Raw genomic sequence first — 17,449 nt, forward strand, 5'->3', positions numbered from 1 at the left:
CTTATACGCTTCTCAGTTTCGGTTGCTTGCCGGTATAAAGCCCCTGCGGATCGATATCGCCAAAGCCGTGCTCTACCAAGGATTTCCAGTCCATGTTCGTCGCCTTGGTACTGGACTGAGCTAGTTGCTGGTTTATGCCCGACTGTTCTAGTTGCTCGGTGGCCGAATTGAGCATGTCCGAAACATGCTTGGTACCAGGCAAGGTATATCTGACCTGCGATTCCAAAGAGGCATGGTGAAGGCATTTCTTAATGACCAGCGGGTCGAGACCTGCCAAGGTCAAGCGCCGACCGTAGTTATGTCGATGTCCATGGGGGTCAAGACCATCGGCTTTGTTCGGCTCCAAGCCTATGCGGCGTAATGCAGCTGCATAGTTCTGATTAAAGGCGTTGATCGTGTAGGGGTTCCCGAAAGCCTTACTGTCGAAACTTATGAACGCGTAGGGATGGTGCGCATCTGCCGATGCTCGGTACTTCAGATATGTTTTCCATAAGCTCATAAAAAGCTGGGCAAAGTCAGTGGGAAACCATTGAGCAATGAGATAGCCGTCATTGTGGTCGACCAGCCTCGATTTCCAGCCTAAAAACTGCGTACTTGTCATATCGCAACGCGGCATGCGCCCGTATTTTTCATAGAGATACGCTTTTCGAGTTCTGTCACCCTGGCGGTTTTTCCATCCATCAGGAGCCACGCCTTCGCGCTCACTGTAGATGCGCACAATGGCTTTGCTGGGGTCCTCGGGTTTTTCAAAGACATCAGTAACCCACAGCAGCATGGCCTCGCTAATCCTCAATCCTGCGCCGTGTATCAAAAGAAGAATTAGCTTGTCTCGCAGGGCGACCCGGGGATCTTTCGCGCCGCCTATGCCTTGTGTGAAGAAGGCTTCGAACTTGGCATTGGGAAAAGCAATCGCATCATCTTCCGTCCTCATCAGAAGAGTACGACCCTTGATGCTTCGTGCCCGTTTGACAGTAGTGCTGATGGACTTGTCTTTGATGTGACCCAAGAAGTCGTTCTGATTGCACCGAAACCACGCGGCATAATTCAGTCGCTCTTCATGGGGCGATGCTTTTCGCAACGGGTTCAAGGGCGTGGTGCCTTGTTTAGTGGCAAGCCATTCCGTAAACGCTGAGAGTGCGTCGATGCGCTCTTTCACTGTCGTTTCTGAGGCAGGTACCCAAAACAGGCCGGAAGGGTCTAGCCCCGATTCAGAAGTCGTCCCGCTATAGAGTCGCCTGACGAACGTCTGAAACATCTGCTCGGGGTCGGTGAACGCTTCGGTGTTCGCTTCCAAGTACTCGAGAAGCATGGCAACCGACCGAACGACTTTATTCATCATCGACTTTGATCGTCCATTCGCGTGCAGGATCAGCAGGTAGTCGGTTAACGACGAAACCTCTCCTTCCGCTGTCATCAGCAGAGGAATCTCGCTGGTGACCCCCGTGTTATCTTCAACGATTTTGCCAATCACTCTGACCGAGACCATACCCTTTTCCTTACGCTCTTTACATGCTTTATACTATAGGAATATCTTAATAGATAGCCCAAAAAAGCCACCCGAAGGTGGCTAATTATCAAAATTACACACATTTATGTGCTACATGTAACACCTGCGGGGCGCTGTCGTTTCGGGGCTATTGGCCCCGGCGTCAACGACCCGAGTCGGGCCAGGTGATCTCTTCCTCCCGGCCGTCGCTGAAGACTCGCAGGAACCGATCCGGATCATCGCCGGGCTGCCAGCCGCCCAGCGAGCAGCGAACCTCGCAGCCGAGATGGGCGGCGGCGGCTCGGGCACAGGCGCGATCGGTGTCCCAGGGTGTGTGGGGACTGTCGAACCACAGGCTGGCGAATCCATCGGCGGCCTTTTCCACCAGCATCACCGGGATCTCATCGTGGCCGAACCGACCACGCGTACGCCACTGCTGCTTGCCGGCGGGTGCCAGGGTATCAGCCTGGATCGCCACGCGAAGCCAGTCATCCAGGTCGTCTCGCGAGGCCTTGGCCAGATAGATTTCGATATCGGGGTAGCGCATCGCGTCAGTGGTCATGATGGCCTCAAGGCTGGGCGGTGCCGTCGACGAAGAGTCTGATGAGGATCGCCTCGTAGACTTGGCTCAGGTCATCGAGATCGGCGGCGCGTACCCGCTCATTGACCTTGTGGATGGTGGCGTTGCGCGGGCCGAGTTCGACCACCTGGCTGCCCAGGCTGGCGATGAAGCGGCCATCGGAGGTGCCGCCGGAGGTCGACAGCGTGGGTCGATGCCCGAGTACTGCTTTTACTCCGGCCACCGCGGCATCGATCAACTCGCCTTCGGCGGTCAGGAACGGGTCGCCGTTGAGCGTCCAGTCGAGATGGTACATCAGGCCATGCGCATCGAGCAGCGCCTCGGTGCGAGCCTGCAGGCGTTCATGGGTCACAGCGGTGGAGAACCGGAAGTTGAAGACCACTTCCACGTCACCGGGGATGACGTTGGTGGCGCCGGTACCGGCGCGAATGTTGGAGATCTGGAAGCTGGTGGCGGGGAAGAAGGCGTTTCCCGTGTCCCAGGGCTCGCGCACCAGGGCGTCGAGGGCCGGCATCGCCTGGTGGATGGGATTGCGCGCCAGATGCGGATAGGCCACATGGCCCTGCACGCCCTTGATACGCAGTACGCCGCCGAGCGATCCGCGCCGGCCGTTCTTGATCACATCGCCGAGTCGGTCGGTCGAGGAGGGCTCGCCGACGATGCAGTAATCGAGACGCTCATGGGCCTCGCGCAGGTGCTCGACGACGGCGCGGGTACCATCGACCGCGGGGCCCTCCTCGTCGGAGGTGATCAGGAAGGCGATCCGCCCGTGATGGTCCGGGTGGGCGGCAACGAAGCGCTCCACTGCGGTGACCATGGCCGCCAGGCTGCCCTTCATGTCGGCGGCGCCCCGGCCGCGCAGCATGCCCTCAGCGTCGATGCAGGGTTCGAAGGGCGGCGTATCCCAGTGCACATGGGGGCCACTGGGTACCACGTCGGTGTGGCCGGCGAGGGCCAGCACGGGGCCGTGGTGACCGCGTGTGGCCCAGAAGTTTTCCACGTCGCCGAAGGGCAGGTGCTCGATATGAAAACCGATGGCCTCGAGCCGCTCGATCATAACTGCCTGACAGCCCATGTCGTCCGGGGTGACCGACGGCCGGCTCAGCAGGTCGATAGCCAGCGCCAGGGTCGGGGATTGCGCCTCAGTTGTGGGCATGCAGCGCCTCGTTGAGGGCAATGGCACTCTTGTTGGTCAGGCACTCGATGCGGCCATTGATCGAGTTGCGACGCAGCAGCAAGTCGTCCTGTCCGGCCAACTCGCGGGCCGACACGGCTTTGACCTCCTCTCCCTGGTCGTCGAGCAGAGTGACCTTGGCCCCAGCGGTGATGTAGAGTCCGGCTTCGACGGTGCAGCGATCGCCCAACGGAATGCCGATGCCGGCGTTGGCACCGATCAGGCAGCCCTCGCCGACCTTGATGACGATGTTGCCGCCGCCGGAGAGCGTACCCATGGTCGAGCAGCCGCCGCCAAGATCCGAGCCCTTGCCGACCATGACGCCAGCGGAGATGCGTCCTTCGATCATGCCCGGGCCTTGGGTACCGGCGTTGAAGTTGACGAAGCCCTCATGCATCACCGTGGTGCCTTCGCCCAGATAGGCGCCCAGGCGTACCCGTGCGGTGTCGCCGATGCGTATCCCGACCGGAACCACGTAGTCGGTCATCTTGGGAAACTTGTCCACGCAATCCACCGACAGCGGACGGCCCTCGAGGCGCGCCTTGAGTCGCCGGGCCGGCAGTTCCTCGATATCGATGGGGCCTTCGCTGGACCAGGCGATGTTGCGCAGCAGGCCGAACATGCCGGTGAGGTCGACGCCGTGCGGCTTGACCAGGCGGTGAGACAGCAGATGCAGCTTGAGATAAACCTCCGGCGCGCTCTGGGGCGGCTGATCATCGGCAAGGAACATCGCCACCAGTGGGCGCTTGCTGGCGGCCAGGGTCTCGGCCAACTCGGCCTGTTCGGAGTGGTCGGCGTCGCGCAGGGCGCTGGCCAGTTCACTGCAGTGTTCGGGCAGAAAGCTCACCGCTGCGTTGCCTGCCGGGGCATCCACGACCCTGGCGGCGGCCTCGACCAGGCTGGCAGCCGGGTGCAGTAGCGGTGCCGGGTAATAGATCTCAAGCCAATCGCCCTGGGTATTCTGGGTGCCGATGCCGAGTGCAAAACTGAGCATGGGGAGGTCCTTTTTTTAAATGAAAAATTTCTAAATTAATATTGTCAGATTAAATACGGGAGCACAGAAACGCGATAGGTCGTGTCCGTTGTTGGCGCAGGTGCCCGTTAGAGACTGTCGTAATCCCCGTCGCGGTAGCCGACGAGAATCTCTTCGCCAGTGTCGAGCAAAGGGCGCTTGAGTAGTGTTGGATGGGCCTGCATCAGCTCACGGGCCTTGTTGGCATCGATGTTGGCCTTGTCGTTCTCATCCAAGTTTCGCCAGGTGGTGCTGCGCTTGTTGAGCAGTGTCATCACCGGGACCCGTTGCAGGAAGTGCTCGAGCAGTGAGGCCGAAAGCCCATCCTCGCGCAGGTCGTGAATTTGATAAACGATACCCTTTTTGTCCAGGGCCTCGCGTGCCTTGCGGCAGGTCTCACAGCTCTTGATCACGAACAGTGTCGCCATTACAACCTCCTCTCGATGAACGAACGGATGCGCCGGGCCGCTTCCACGGTGGTGTCGAGCTCGGCCACCAGCGCCAGGCGGACCCTGCCGGCACCGGGGTTGGTGCTGACCCGCCCACGGCGGGCGATTCCGTCGTCAGCAGCGGGACGACCCATATAGCTGCCGGGTAACACGCTGACGTTTTCCTTGGCGAACAACTCGCGGGCAAATGCCTCGTCGTCGCCGCCTGGCACCGCCGGCCACAGGTAGAAGCTCGCCTCGGGGGCGGGGAAGGTCATGACCGGGGCGAGGATGTCGGTCACCGCGGCAAAGGTCTCGCGGTAGGCGTCACGGTTGGCGCGGACATGGGCTTCGTCGCCCCAGGCGGTGATCGAGGCATGCTGAACCGGCAGCGACATGGCGCAGCCGTGATAGGTACGATAGCGCTTGAAGGCGGCGACCAGCGCGGCATCACCGGCGACGAAGCCGGAGCGCAGCCCGGGCAGGTTGGAGCGCTTGGAGAGCGAATGAAACACCAGGCAACGCCGGTAGTCGTGGCGCCCCAGGCGCGCGCACGCCTCCAGCAGGCCCGGCGGCGGGGAGGCCTCGTCCAGATAGAGTTCGGAATAGCACTCGTCCGAGGCGATGAGAAAGTCATGCTCGTCGGCCAGCTCGATCAGTCGCTCGAGTTCGGCCAGCGGCGTCACCGCCCCGGTGGGGTTGCCCGGCGAGCAGACAAAGACAATCTGCACCTCGCGCCAGGTCGCGGCGGGGACGGCCTCGATATCCGCACGAAAGCCTGTCTCGGCACGACATTCGAGATATAGCGGCTTGCCCCCGGCGAGCAGCGTCGCCCCCTCATAGATCTGGTAGAAGGGGTTGGGCACGGCGACTCTCGCCGGTCGATTGCGGTCCAGTGCAGCCTGAACGAAGGCGAAGATCGCCTCGCGCGTGCCGTTCACCGGCAGCACTTGCGTCGCCGGGTCGAGGCCGTCGAGCCCGAAGCGATGGGTCGCCCAGTCGGCGATGGCGCCACGCAGTTCCGCCGTGCCGGCGGTGGCCGGATAGCGGGCCATGCCATGACGATGGGCCACCAGTGTCTCGAGCGCCGCTTCGAAGGGCGCGTGCTGCGGCTCGCCGATGGTCAGCGGGATGTGCGCCAGGTGCTCCGGCGGCGTCACACCGGCCTTCAGCGCCGCGAGCTTCTCGAAAGGGTAGGGCTTGAGGGCGTCGAGGTCCGGGTTCATGGGAGTCCAGGGACGCCCGATCGGCGTCTTTATCGTAGGGAGTGCAACCGTGCGAGTGAGGCGTCGATTATAGGCAAGCCCGGGCGACGCCTCAATCGCGGACTCGGCGCCCGTCTTTGGCAATGCTCAGCCGGCCACGTCAAGCACCTCGATGAGCCGCTCGCGCAGGCATTGCTGGCGTTGCGGGTCGGTCAGCGGCGCGCCGGTCTTGTCGGTGATGAAGAATACATCCTCGACCCGCTCGCCCAGGGTGGCGATCTTGGCCGCCGACAGCGCGATGCTCTGCTCCATGAAGATGCGGCCCACCCGAGCCAGCAGGCCGGGGCGATCAGGAGCGGTGAGCTCGAGCATGGTGCGCTCGTTGGCCGGATCCTGTTCGATGATCACCTCGGTGGGTACCCGGAAGTGCTTGAGTTGACGCGGGGTATGCCGGGTGACGATTTGTGGATAGTCGTCGGGGTCATCGAGTTCTTCCACCAGATGACGGCGGATCTCTTCGATGCGCGCGTGTTCGCGGATGGCCATCCCCTGCTCGTCGAGCACGATGAAGGTGTTCAGGGTGCGGTCGTTGCTCGATGTGGCGATTCGCGCGTCGTGGATGGAGAGCCCCAGCTGTTCCATGGCCGCCGAGGTGGCGGCGAACAAGTCCTCTGCCGAGCGCGTGTGAATGAAGACCTTGGTACCGCCCTCTGTCATGTCGTCGGTGGGAGCGCTGATCAGGATCAACGGTAGCTCGTTGTCCTCGTGGCCGAGAATGCCCTGGGTCTGCCAGACGATCTCGCTGGGGGCATACTGCAGGAAATAATCCTCGCCCAGCGATTCCCAGAGTTGGTCGACACGCGCCATGTCGGCACCAATGGTTTCCAGCAGCGAATGGGCCTCGCTGCGGGTTTCCTGCACCCAGTCGTCGCGCTCCAGGGGGTTTTCCAGGCCACGGCGCAGGGCACGCTTGGTCTCGCTATGCAGCTGGCGCATCAGCGTGGCCCGCCAGCCATTCCACAGGGTCGGGTTGGTGGCGTTGATATCGGCGACCGTCAGCACGTAGAGATAGTCCAGGCGCGTCTCATCACCCACCAGGCGGGCGAAGTCGGCGATCACGTCGGGATCGGTGGTATCGCGTTTCTGCGCGATCATCGACATCGACAGGTGGTGCCAGACCAGCCAGCTGACCAGGCGGGTATCGCGGCTCGATAGGCCGTGTCGCTCGGCGAAGGCTTCGACGCTTCGCGCGCCGATCTCGGAGTGATCACCACCGCGCCCCTTGCCGATGTCATGGAAAAGCCCGGCGATCCACAGCAACTCAAGCTTGGGCAGTTGATGGATCAACGTGGCGGCCACCGGAAATACATCGCGCCCTTCGGGCCCACGAAAACACTGAACGAACTTGAGCAGCCGCAGGGTGTGGGCGTCGACGGTATAGATGTGAAACAGGTCGTGCTGCATCAGGCCCACGGCGCGGCCGAACTCGGGCAGGTACTTGCCGAGCACGCCGTAACGATTCATGCGCCGCAACTGGCGCGGCACGTTGCCGCCTGATCGCAGCAGGGCCATGAAAAGGCTCTGATGGCGCAGGTCGTCGCGGTACAAGTCATCGATCTGGTGACGGTGATCGCGAATCAGGCGAATGGTGTCGGCACGCACCCCCTCGATCTCGGGATGCTCAGCCATCAGCAAGAAGAGCTCGAGCAGGGCGGAAGGTCGGTCACGGAAGACACTGCGTCGACGCGCCTGGATGTAGCCGCCCTTGATCTCGAAGCGCTCGTTGAGCACGGTCGTCGCGAGCTTCTCACCGGCGTGGAGGATCGCCTCGTCGAAGTGCTGAAGCAGCATGTCGTTGAGCCCGGCCAGGGCAGTCACGTGACGATAGTAGCGCTTCATGAACTGCTCGACGGCGAGACGCTCCGGCGTATCCCGATAGCCGAACAGCCCTGCGATGGTGTTCTGGTGGTCGAACAGCAGGCGGTCCTCGGCGCGGTCGGTCAGCATGTGCAGGGCGTAGCGTACCTGCCACAGGAAGGCCTGGCCCTGGCTCAATATCTGGAGCTCGGCATCGTTCATGAAGCCGTTGGCGACGATGTCTTCGTAGCGCTCGGTACCGAAGTGTCGCTTGGCCACCCAGCCGATCATCTGGATGTCGCGCATGCCGCCCGGGGAGCTCTTGATGTTGGGCTCGAGGTGGTATTCGGAGTTGTTGTAGCGGTAGTGACGCCGGATCTGCTCCTGCCACTTGGCCTCGAAGAAACGGTCGGCGGGCCATAGCCGCTCGGTGGATAGCTGCGTTTGCATGGCATCGCGCAGCCTCTCCGGGCCCGCCAGGGTGCGTGATTCCTGAAGATTGGTAATCACGGTGACGTCGGCCTCAGCCTCGCGCACGCAATCGGCGAGCGAGCGCACGCTGTGGCCGATCTCCAGGCCGATGTCCCACAAGAAGGTGATGAAGGCAGTGAGGGCGTCGCGATAGGGTGCGTCGTCGTCGTGCTCAAGCAGCAGCAACAGGTCGACGTCCGAGTGGGGATGCAGTTCGCCGCGCCCATATCCGCCCACGGCGAGCAGTGCCACGCCGTCATCGGGCCAAGTGTGCTGCTCCCAGGCGACTGCCAGCAGCCGATCCAGGCACCAGGCGCGGCCGTGCACCAGGTCGCGTATGTCGGCGCCGGCGCGGAAGCGTTCATCCAGGTGGCTCTGGATCTCGCGCAGCGCTGCCTTGAAGGGAGCGATGGGCGAACGGCTGCCGGTGAGCTCATTGCGAAAGCGGTCAACGTCGAACAGCGACTCGTCGGGGGTGAAGCGGTAGTGATGCAGCAGCATGGAATCGACTCAGCGTTCGAGGAAGGAGAGGTCTTCCTCGCCACGAGCGGTGAGGACCTCCACACCGGACTCGGTCACCAGCAGGGTATGCTCCCACTGGGCGGACAGGCTCTTGTCACGGGTCACCGCCGTCCAGCCATCGCGCAGCACCTTGGTCTTGTGCGAGCCCACATTGATCATCGGCTCGATGGTAAAGCACATGCCGGGTGCCAGCGCGATATCGGCCTCGGGGGCATAGCCGTCGTAGTGAAGTACCTGGGGGTCTTCATGAAAGCCGGCACCGATGCCATGGCCGCAGAAGTCGCGCACCACCGAATAGCCGTTGGCTTCGGCATGTCGCTGGATCGCCCGGGCCAGTTCGGAGAGATGTGCGCCTGGCTTGGTCAGGGCGATGCTGCGGTACAGGCATTCCTGGGTGACACGGCAGAGCCGTTCGCCCTGGATGGACTCGCCGATCACGAACATCATGCTTGAGTCGCCATGATAGCCATCGGCTGTCTTGACGGTGATGTCGACATTCATGATGTCGCCATTCTTGAGCTGCTTGGCATCGTCGGGAATGCCGTGGCAGACCACGCGGTTGATCGACGTGCAGATAGACTTAGGAAAGCCATAGTAGTCCAGCGGTGCCGGCGTGGAACCCAGCTCATGGACGATATAGTCATGACACAGGCGGTCGAGCTTACCGGTACTGACGCCTGCCTGGACGTGGGGCGTGAGCATTTCCAGCACGCTGGCGGCCTGACGGCCCGCCTCGCGCATCTTGTCGATCTCGTCGGGCGTCTTGATGGGTACGTTCATGGAATCTCGGTCAGGGTGGGGTCGCCGGGTTCGCCGCAGGTCGGCGCGGCATGAGCGACTTCATCTGGGAGTCGATCTATGGTATAAAGCTGCGCGCTTTCCTGCAATCGCTGTGCCCGGTCGTGTCACGCGGTCATCCGGCCACTCTGGTCCATAGCAGCGGAGAAAGTATGCGAACCACGACAATGTGTTGAAGCAGTAACAACGCCTTGAAATCACACACGCACCGGCACATGGTCCCGGGTGCTGCCGGCTGAGTCCGGCGGTCGGATCCATGGGGTGCGTGGAGGCCTAACCCGATTTTCCAGGAGTCATCCATGGCACACGTCAATATGCGTGACCTGCTGAAGGCAGGCGCTCACTTCGGTCACCAGACCAAGTACTGGAACCCGAAGATGAGCAAGTTCATCTTCGGCGCCCGCAACAAGATCCACATCATTAACCTCGAGCACACCCTGCCGGCCTTGAACGAGGCCATCGAGGTGGTCGAGAAGATGGCGGCGGCCAACAACAAGATCATGTTCGTTGGCACCAAGCGCAGCGCCAGCAAGATTATCAAGGAAGAGGCAAACCGCGTGAGCATGCCCTTCGTCAATCATCGCTGGCTCGGCGGCATGCTGACCAACTACAAGACCATCCGCGTTTCCATCAAGCGTCTGCGCGAGCTCGAAGCCATGCACGAGGATGGCACCTTCGAGAAGCTGACCAAGAAAGAAGTGCTGATGGCGACGCGCGAGCAGGACAAGCTCGAGCGCAGCGTGGGCGGTATCAAGGAGATGGGCGGCCTGCCCGATGCGCTGTTCGTCATCGACGTCGATCACGAACGCATCGCCATCAACGAGGCCAACAAGTTGGGCATCCCGGTGATCGGTGTGGTCGATACTAACTCCAACCCGGATGGCGTCGACTACGTGATCCCCGGTAACGATGACTCCATTCGTGCCATCCAGATCTACGTCAAGGCCGTTGCCGACGCTTGTGTCCGTGCGAAGGAAGGGCGTCCCGACGAGTTTGTCGAGGTCACGGAAGAAAGTGAAAGCAATACCGCTGCTGAGTAATCGCGGCGCGTCTGGCCGGCCGCCGGTGGTGGCGCCGAAAAGACGAGATGGGGGCCGCGGCCCCCTTTTTTCTCAGAATTCGTTTCTCAGAATTTGTTTCTTAGATTTCGCCGGGCCCGCTGGTATCGGTGGGTTCGGGAACATACTCCAGGCAGAACCAGATAGAGGTGAAACTCATGGCAGCTATCAGCGCCTCCCAGGTCAAGGAACTGCGCGAGCGTACCGGGCTCGGCATGATGGAATGCAAGAAGGCCCTCACCGAAACCGACGGTGACGTCGAGGTCGCCATCGAGAACCTGCGCAAGAGCTCCGGTCTCAAGGCCGCCAAGAAGGCTGGCCGCACCGCCGCCGAGGGCGCCGTGGTCACCCGTGTGGCCGAGGACGGCAGTCTTGGCGTCATGGTCGAGATCAACTCCGAGACCGACTTCGTTGCTCGCGACGACAACTTCAAGGCTTTCGCCGAGACGATCGCCAAGGCCTTTTTCGCCGCCCGCAACGAAGACGTGGCGGCGGTGATGGAAGGCGAGCTCGAGACCGCTCGTGAGCAGCTGGTGCAGAAGATCGGTGAGAATATCGGCGTGCGTCGTTGCGCCGTTATCGAGGCCGGTGAAGGCTGTCGAGTCGGCGAATACGTCCACGGTGGTCGCATCGGCGTGCTGACCGTGCTCAAGGGTGGGACCGCCGAAGTGGCCAAGGATGTCGCTATGCACGTGGCGGCGATCAATCCGTCTGTTGCGCATCCGGCCGACATGCCCCAGGAAGCGCTGGATCAGGAAAAGGCCATCATCATGGCCCAGCCGGACATGGCCGGCAAGCCCGAGCAGATCGCCGAGAAGATGGTGCAGGGCCGCCTGAAGAAGTACCTGGCCGAGAACAGCCTGACCGAGCAGCCCTTCGTCAAGGACCAAAACCAGAGCGTGGCCGAGTACGTCAAGGCGGCTGGTGGCGAGGTGATTGGTTTCACTCGCTTCGAAGTCGGCGAAGGCATTGAGAAAGAAGAGGTTGATTTTGCTCAGGAAGTGATGGAGCAGGCCAAGCGGAGCTGAGGCCACAGGTTCCCGTTCGTGAATGGCGTGTGCGAGAGCGCACGCCTTCGCGTATCCGGCTGATGGATCAGGTCGGACACCTTCCAACGTTGACGATCCAGGAGACATGTCATGCCCACCGCTGATCAGGATGATGCCCTACTCGCGAGTCCCCGCGATGTGGCTCGTCCCGCCACCCCTCTCACCGACCCCTCCCGCCTCGAGAAGACCCGCCCTGACAAGTCCAAGTACAAGCGTATTCTCCTGAAGCTCTCGGGCGAGGCGCTCACCGGTGATGCCGACTTCGGTATCGATCCCAAGGTGCTCGATCGCATGGCCCTGGAAATTGGTCAACTGGTAGGCATCGGGGTGCAGGTGGGGATCGTGGTCGGTGGCGGCAATCTGTTTCGTGGCGCGGCGCTGCACGAAGCCGGGATGGATCGGGTCACCGGCGATCATATGGGCATGTTGGCCACGGTGATGAACGCGCTGGCCATGCGTGACGCCCTGGAACGCTCCAACATTCGGTCGCGGGTCATGTCGGCCATCCCCATGAGCGGTGTGGTAGAGCACTATGACCGGCGTACCGCAATCCGCTACCTGACCTCCGGTGACGTGGTGCTGTTCTCCGCCGGCACTGGCAATCCTTTCTTTACCACCGACTCCGCGGCCTGCCTGCGCGGGATCGAGATAGACGCCGACGTGGTGGTCAAGGCCACCAAGGTGGATGGGGTCTACAACAAGGATCCGGTCAAACATCCCGATGCCGTCAGGTACCATCGCTTAAGCTATGACGATGCGCTTGAACAGAAGCTCGGCGTGATGGATTTGACCGCCATCTGCCTGGTGCGGGACCATGAGATGCCGGTACGGGTCTTCAACATGAACAAGCCCGGCGCCCTGCTCAATCTTGTGATGGGCGGCGAGGAAGGCACGCTGATAGATAGAGGCTGACAACGTGATCGACGATATCAAGAAGGATGCGGAATCCCGCATGAAGAAGAGCCTAGAGGCGCTTCACGGCAATCTGAACAAGATTCGTACCGGAAGAGCCCATTCCAGCATCCTGGATTCGGTAACCGTGGACTATTACGGCTCTCAGGTGCCGCTCAACCAGGTGGCCTCGATCAATACCGAGGACGCCCGTACCCTTTCCGTGGTGCCCTGGGAGCAGAACATGGTGCCCAAGATCGAGAAGGCCATCATGACCTCCGATCTCGGCCTAAATCCGGCCAGCGCCGGTAACGTCATCCGCGTGCCGATGCCGATGCTCACCGAGGAGACTCGCAAGGGGTACATCAAGCAGGCGCGTCAGGAGGCCGAACACGCCAGAGTGGCGGTGCGTAATGTGCGTCGCGATGCCAATGGTGATCTCAAGGCCCTGCTCAAGGACAAGGACATCTCCGAGGACGAGCAGCACCAGGCCGAGGAGGCGGTACAGAAGCTGACCGACAAGATCATCGCCGATATCGACAAGATGCTGGAAGCCAAGGAACACGACCTGATGCAGGTCTGAGTAAGCACGGGCAACGCGTATCACCCGTTTTCGGCACACCTTTCATGCGAGAAATCATGACGCCACCGCAGCTTCCCGATTCCCGTTTCGACAGTGGCCCGACGGCGCCTGTCGAGAGTGGGATGCCACGCCACGTGGCCATCATCATGGACGGCAACAATCGCTGGGCCAAAGCGCGTGGATTGTCAGGTATCAGAGGCCATCGGGCTGGCGTCGAAGCGGTGCGTGCGGTGATTCGACGTGCCGCCGAGCGCGGCATCGAGACGCTGACCCTGTTCGCTTTTTCCAGCGAGAACTGGAAGCGTCCCAAGTCCGAGGTCAGTGCCCTGATGGAGCTTTTCCTGATGGCACTGAAGCGTGAGGTCAGAAAACTCCATGACAACGGCATCCGGCTGACGATCATCGGGGATCGCTCGGCGTTTTCTAGCTCGATTCAGAACCATATCGCCCGCGCTGAAGCGCTGACCCGCCATAACACACGCATGCACCTGGTGGTCGCTGCCAACTATGGGGGTCGCTGGGACATTGCCAGCGCTGCTCGTCGGCTGGCCGAGCGCGTCGCCGCCGGCGAGCTTGCGGCCGATGATATCGACGAGCAGACCATCGACCGTGAGGTCTGTCTTCCCGATGACGCCCCGGTGGACCTGTGTATTCGTACCAGCGGCGAGAAGCGTATCTCCAACTTCCTGTTGTGGCAGATGACCTACGCCGAACTGTATTTCACTCAGACCCTCTGGCCCGATTTCGATAGGGCTGCCTTCGATCAGGCACTGGACGATTTTCGTCACCGCCAGCGACGTTTCGGCATGACCGATGAGCAGGTCGAGGCGCACCGAAATGCTTAGACAGCGTGTCCTTACGGTGGCTTGGCTGGCGCCACTCATGCTGGTCGGCCTCTTCGGCTTGACGGGTGGCGCCTTTGCGTTGTTCACCGCCATGATCGTGCTGCTCGCCGGGTGGGAATGGACGGATCTGGCGGGTGTCGAGGCGCCGGAGCGGCGGCTGGCGCTACTCGTTGGCCTGGCGGTGCTGATGCTGTTGCTATGGCTATCGGGCGCGCTGCTGTCGATCTGGCCGCTGTGGATCGCCTTGGTGGGTTGGCTGGTCAATCTCTACTGGGTGACGCGCTACCCCGGCAGACTGTCGCAATGGCAGGCCACCTCATGCCGGCTGGCCATGGGTCTGTGGGTGCTGCTGCCGGCCTGGGTGGGCTTGAACGTATTGCGCGACTTGGGCGCCATCTGGCTGCTGTTCCTGCTTTTGGTGGTATGGGGGGCCGATATCGGCGCCTATTTCGCCGGCCGCGCTTTCGGCAAGCGCAAGTTGGCGCCACGGGTGAGTCCTGGCAAGAGCTGGGAAGGGGTATATGGCGGCATGGCCGTCACCGCGGTGCTGGCCGTGATCTTCGCCTTCTGGGAGGGAATGGGAGTCGGGGGCTTCGTCACTATGCTGGGCATCACGCTGATGGTGACGCTGGCTTCGGTGCTGGGGGATCTGCTCGAGAGCATGCTCAAGCGCCATCGGGGACTCAAGGATTCCAGTAATCTGCTCCCGGGACACGGTGGTGTACTCGACCGTATCGACAGCCTGACCGCCGCCTTGCCGTTATTTGCCCTGCTCACCGCAGGGGGGCCGTGATGGCCGATATCGCTTCTCGCCCTCGCGGCGTGACCGTGCTGGGTGCCACCGGTTCGATCGGCGCCAGCACCTTGGACGTGATTGCTCGCCATCCCGAACGCTACCGTGTCCATGCCCTGACAGCCCATCGTTCCCGGGAGGCCTTGCTCGACCGCTGTCGTATGCATCGCCCCGCGGTAGCAGTGCTGGATAATGAGCAGGATGCGCGCTGGCTGCGCGAGCGGCTCAGGGAGGCCGGACTCGCCACTGAGGTGGGTGCTGGCCCTGAGGCGCTGGTCGAGGTGGCCAGGGCCGCCGAGGCCGATGTGGTCATGTCGGCGATCGTCGGCGCCGCGGGACTGCTGCCGACCCTGGCGGCGGTGCAAGCCGGTAAACGCGTGCTGCTGGCCAACAAGGAGGCCCTGGTGATGTCAGGGGCGCTGTTCATGGACGCGGTGATCCGGCATGGCGCGACCCTGCTGCCGATCGATTCCGAACATAATGCCATCTATCAGTGTCTACCCTTGGAGCATCGCGGTGGTCTCGATCACCATGGCGTCACCCAACTGCTGCTGACCGCTTCGGGCGGTCCCTTTCGTGGTTGGTCGCGATCTGACCTGGCGGGTGTGACGCCCGACCAGGCCTGTGCGCATCCCAACTGGTCGATGGGGCGCAAGATCTCGGTGGACAGCGCCACGCTAATGAACAAGGGGCTGGAGCTGATCGAGGCGTGCTGGTTGTTCGACGCCCGCCCCGACCAGGTGGAAGTGGTAGTACATCCACAGAGCATCATTCATTCCATGGCCGCCTATGCTGATGGCTCAGTGATTGCCCAGTTGGGCAACCCCGACATGCGCACGCCAATCGCCTATGGGCTGGCCTGGCCGGAACGCATCGAGGCCGGTGTCAAGGCACTGGACCTTTTCTCGGTAGCCCGCCTCGACTTCGAGCCCCCTGACGAGCGTGCGTTTCCTTGCCTGCGCCTGGCACGCGAGGCGATGGCCACAGGTGGCACCGCGCCGGCCGTACTCAATGCCGCCAATGAGGTGGCCGTGGAGGCCTTCCTAGCCGGAAGGCTCGGCTTTACTGGCATCGATGAGCTGGTGGGCCGCACCCTCGAGGCCGTTGCGGTACAGCCCGCGGTGGACCTCGAGACGATTCTCGAGGCCAATACTCACGCTCGCCGGGTCGCCCTCGAGCGGCTCTAACAACACTGAGGCGAGGCGCGACGCCCCCTTAACGCAACCCGAGAGGAGACTGCCTTGGGCCTGATCCAGAATGTGCTGGCCGTCATCGTGGTGCTGGGCCTGCTGATCACTTTCCACGAATTTGGCCACTTCTGGGTGGCCCGGCGCTGCGGTGTTCGGGTGCTGCGTTTTTCGGTGGGCTTCGGCAAACCGATCTGGACGCGCCTGGATCGCCACGGCACGGAGTTCGTGCTGGCGGCCATTCCGCTGGGCGGTTATGTCAAGATGCTCGATGAACGCGAGGCCCCGGTGCCTCAAGAGCAGCTCGGCGAGGCGTTCAACCGCAAGGGCGTGTGGCAGCGGATTGCCATCGTCTCCGCAGGTCCATTGGCCAATTTCCTGTTGGCGATCGTGGCCTACTGGGCGCTGTTTGTCGTCGGCACCACGACAGTGGCGCCCGTGGTAGGCGACGTTGAGCCCGACTCACCGGCGGACCGCGGTGGCTTACAGGCCGGTCAGGAGATCGCCTCGGTACAGGGCGAGGGGGTACGTTCCTGGGAAGAGATCAACATTAAGCTGGTGGCGGCCATCGGCGAGAGTGGTGAATTGCGTATCGGCGCGCGCGACGAAGCAGAGAGCGAGACCCGCGAGCATCGTCTGCCCGTACAGGACTGGTTGGTCGGCCAGGACCCGCCCCAACCGCTGCCGAGCCTGGGCCTCACGCCCTGGCGGCCGCCTTTCCCGGCGGTTCTGGGCCAGCTGGTCGAGGGCGAGGCGGCCGCTGAGGCCGGTCTCGCGCTTGGTGATGAAGTGCTGGCGGTAAACGGTGAACCCGTGGAGGACTGGCCGCACTTTGTCGATATCGTGCGCGCCAGCCCTGGCGAGCCGCTGGACATCGAAGTATTGCGTGATGGCGAGCGTCTCGCGCTCGAACTCACTCCGGCGCGCAACGAACTCGAGGGGGGCGAGGCCATCGGCTACATCGGCGCTGGGGTCGAGCCAGTGGAGTGGCCCGAGGCCTATCGCCGCGAGATCCGTTACGGGCCGCTGGCTGCCGTCGGGCATGCGATGGCACGCACCGGCGAAATGTCCTTGCTGACCCTGGATGCCATCCGCAAGATGCTGGTGGGCCTGATCTCGCCGAGCAACCTGTCGGGGCCGATCACCATTGCGCGTATTGCTGGCGACTCTGCGCGCTCCGGCCTCGAGAGCTTCGTCGGTTTCCTGGCGTATCTGTCGATCAGCCTGGGCGTGCTGAACCTCCTGCCGATTCCGGTGCTCGATGGTGGGCACCTGCTTTACTACTTCATGGAAGTTTTGCGCGGTCGGCCGGTCTCCGAGCGGGCCCAGGCAGTCGGAGTGCGGCTTGGGCTGGCAGTGGTCGGTACGCTGATGTTCATGGCGATCTATTTCGATTTGATGCGCCTGTGGTGATGGGGTCGTTGCGCCTTTGTGAATGAGGCAGCAGCGGGTGACACCAGGCGGTGGAGCAAGCGCTCTCGCCTTGTCAGTCACCCGTACAAATGTATAA

The 17,449-nt window shown here is 62.3% G+C and carries 16 protein-coding genes; 8 read left to right on the plus strand and 8 right to left on the minus strand.

Annotation, left to right across the window (positions count from 1 at the left end):
* Window position 1: 1 nt before the first annotated feature.
* The 8 genes from gmtY to map form a co-directional block, all read right to left on the minus strand.
* Window positions 2–1,486, minus strand: a complete 1,485-nt coding sequence (gene gmtY, locus KG088_RS05560; protein ID WP_213824508.1) for a gamma-mobile-trio recombinase GmtY — start codon at window positions 1,484–1,486, stop codon at window positions 2–4.
* 163 nt (window positions 1,487–1,649) lie between these two features.
* Complete coding sequence (locus KG088_RS05565) at window positions 1,650–2,048, minus strand: hypothetical protein (protein WP_250148088.1); 399 nt, start codon at window positions 2,046–2,048, stop codon at window positions 1,650–1,652.
* Between the two features lie 7 nt (window positions 2,049–2,055).
* Window positions 2,056–3,222 (minus strand): succinyl-diaminopimelate desuccinylase, encoded by a 1,167-nt coding sequence (dapE, locus tag KG088_RS05570; RefSeq protein ID WP_213824509.1) that lies wholly within the window; start codon window positions 3,220–3,222, stop codon window positions 2,056–2,058.
* A complete protein-coding gene (gene dapD, locus KG088_RS05575; RefSeq protein ID WP_213824510.1) occupies window positions 3,209–4,234 on the minus strand; it encodes a 2,3,4,5-tetrahydropyridine-2,6-dicarboxylate N-succinyltransferase in 1,026 nt (341 codons plus the stop codon). Before dapD ends, dapE begins: the two co-directional genes overlap by 14 nt.
* A gap of 107 nt (window positions 4,235–4,341) precedes the next feature.
* Window positions 4,342–4,680 (minus strand): Spx/MgsR family RNA polymerase-binding regulatory protein, encoded by a 339-nt coding sequence (locus KG088_RS05580; RefSeq protein WP_213824511.1) that lies wholly within the window; start codon window positions 4,678–4,680, stop codon window positions 4,342–4,344.
* Window positions 4,680–5,906, minus strand: coding sequence for a succinyldiaminopimelate transaminase (gene dapC, locus KG088_RS05585; RefSeq protein WP_213824512.1), 1,227 nt, complete (start codon window positions 5,904–5,906; stop codon window positions 4,680–4,682). The genes KG088_RS05580 and dapC overlap by 1 nt, the downstream gene beginning before the upstream one ends.
* A gap of 126 nt (window positions 5,907–6,032) precedes the next feature.
* Window positions 6,033–8,714, minus strand: coding sequence for a [protein-PII] uridylyltransferase (locus tag KG088_RS05590; protein ID WP_213824513.1), 2,682 nt, complete (start codon window positions 8,712–8,714; stop codon window positions 6,033–6,035).
* 9 nt (window positions 8,715–8,723) lie between these two features.
* Window positions 8,724–9,515 (minus strand): type I methionyl aminopeptidase, encoded by a 792-nt coding sequence (map, locus tag KG088_RS05595; protein WP_213824514.1) that lies wholly within the window; start codon window positions 9,513–9,515, stop codon window positions 8,724–8,726.
* 317 nt (window positions 9,516–9,832) lie between these two features.
* On the opposite strand from map, the gene rpsB reads away from it, so the two are divergent.
* The 8 genes from rpsB (at window position 9,833) to rseP (ending at window position 17,352) form a co-directional block, all read left to right on the plus strand.
* Complete coding sequence (gene rpsB, locus KG088_RS05600; RefSeq protein WP_213824515.1) at window positions 9,833–10,573, plus strand: 30S ribosomal protein S2; 741 nt, start codon at window positions 9,833–9,835, stop codon at window positions 10,571–10,573.
* 176 nt (window positions 10,574–10,749) lie between these two features.
* Window positions 10,750–11,619 (plus strand): translation elongation factor Ts, encoded by an 870-nt coding sequence (tsf, locus tag KG088_RS05605; RefSeq protein WP_213824516.1) that lies wholly within the window; start codon window positions 10,750–10,752, stop codon window positions 11,617–11,619.
* 111 nt (window positions 11,620–11,730) lie between these two features.
* Window positions 11,731–12,552 (plus strand): UMP kinase, encoded by an 822-nt coding sequence (pyrH, locus tag KG088_RS05610; RefSeq protein ID WP_250148089.1) that lies wholly within the window; start codon window positions 11,731–11,733, stop codon window positions 12,550–12,552.
* A 4-nt stretch (window positions 12,553–12,556) separates the two neighbouring features.
* On the plus strand, window positions 12,557–13,114 hold the full coding sequence (frr, locus tag KG088_RS05615) for a ribosome recycling factor (protein WP_213824517.1): 558 nt from the start codon (window positions 12,557–12,559) through the stop codon (window positions 13,112–13,114).
* Window positions 13,115–13,170: 56 nt separating this feature from the next.
* Window positions 13,171–13,959 carry a polyprenyl diphosphate synthase gene (gene uppS / locus KG088_RS05620; RefSeq protein ID WP_213824518.1) on the plus strand — a complete coding sequence of 263 codons (789 nt, stop codon included), beginning with the start codon at window positions 13,171–13,173 and terminating at the stop codon, window positions 13,957–13,959.
* The gene (locus KG088_RS05625) at window positions 13,952–14,752 is read left to right on the plus strand and encodes a phosphatidate cytidylyltransferase (protein ID WP_213824519.1); all 801 of its coding nucleotides are present in this window, start codon (window positions 13,952–13,954) and stop codon (window positions 14,750–14,752) included. The genes uppS and KG088_RS05625 overlap by 8 nt, the downstream gene beginning before the upstream one ends.
* The gene (gene ispC, locus KG088_RS05630; RefSeq protein WP_213824520.1) at window positions 14,752–15,939 is read left to right on the plus strand and encodes a 1-deoxy-D-xylulose-5-phosphate reductoisomerase; all 1,188 of its coding nucleotides are present in this window, start codon (window positions 14,752–14,754) and stop codon (window positions 15,937–15,939) included. The genes KG088_RS05625 and ispC overlap by 1 nt, the downstream gene beginning before the upstream one ends.
* 54 nt (window positions 15,940–15,993) lie before the next feature.
* Window positions 15,994–17,352: an RIP metalloprotease RseP gene (gene rseP, locus KG088_RS05635; RefSeq protein WP_213824521.1), complete on the plus strand. Its 1,359-nt coding sequence runs from the start codon at window positions 15,994–15,996 to the stop codon at window positions 17,350–17,352.
* Window positions 17,353–17,449 lie beyond the last annotated feature (97 nt).

This window comes from Halomonas jincaotanensis, assembly GCF_018448785.1.
GTDB classification, from domain to species: Bacteria; Pseudomonadota; Gammaproteobacteria; order Pseudomonadales; family Halomonadaceae; genus Halomonas; species Halomonas jincaotanensis.

Coding starts and splice junctions, on each gene's coding strand:
- gmtY (WP_213824508.1), bottom strand. CDS start 1,486: ATGGTCTCGGTCAGAGTGATTGGCAAAATCGTTGAAGATAACACGGGG.
- KG088_RS05565 (WP_250148088.1), bottom strand. CDS start 2,048: ATGACCACTGACGCGATGCGCTACCCCGATATCGAAATCTATCTGGCC.
- dapE (WP_213824509.1), bottom strand. CDS start 3,222: ATGCCCACAACTGAGGCGCAATCCCCGACCCTGGCGCTGGCTATCGAC.
- dapD (WP_213824510.1), bottom strand. CDS start 4,234: ATGCTCAGTTTTGCACTCGGCATCGGCACCCAGAATACCCAGGGCGAT.
- KG088_RS05580 (WP_213824511.1), bottom strand. CDS start 4,680: ATGGCGACACTGTTCGTGATCAAGAGCTGTGAGACCTGCCGCAAGGCA.
- dapC (WP_213824512.1), bottom strand. CDS start 5,906: ATGAACCCGGACCTCGACGCCCTCAAGCCCTACCCTTTCGAGAAGCTC.
- KG088_RS05590 (WP_213824513.1), bottom strand. CDS start 8,714: ATGCTGCTGCATCACTACCGCTTCACCCCCGACGAGTCGCTGTTCGAC.
- map (WP_213824514.1), bottom strand. CDS start 9,515: ATGAACGTACCCATCAAGACGCCCGACGAGATCGACAAGATGCGCGAG.
- rpsB (WP_213824515.1), top strand. CDS start 9,833: ATGGCACACGTCAATATGCGTGACCTGCTGAAGGCAGGCGCTCACTTC.
- tsf (WP_213824516.1), top strand. CDS start 10,750: ATGGCAGCTATCAGCGCCTCCCAGGTCAAGGAACTGCGCGAGCGTACC.
- pyrH (WP_250148089.1), top strand. CDS start 11,731: ATGCCCACCGCTGATCAGGATGATGCCCTACTCGCGAGTCCCCGCGAT.
- uppS (WP_213824518.1), top strand. CDS start 13,171: ATGACGCCACCGCAGCTTCCCGATTCCCGTTTCGACAGTGGCCCGACG.
- KG088_RS05625 (WP_213824519.1), top strand. CDS start 13,952: ATGCTTAGACAGCGTGTCCTTACGGTGGCTTGGCTGGCGCCACTCATG.
- ispC (WP_213824520.1), top strand. CDS start 14,752: ATGGCCGATATCGCTTCTCGCCCTCGCGGCGTGACCGTGCTGGGTGCC.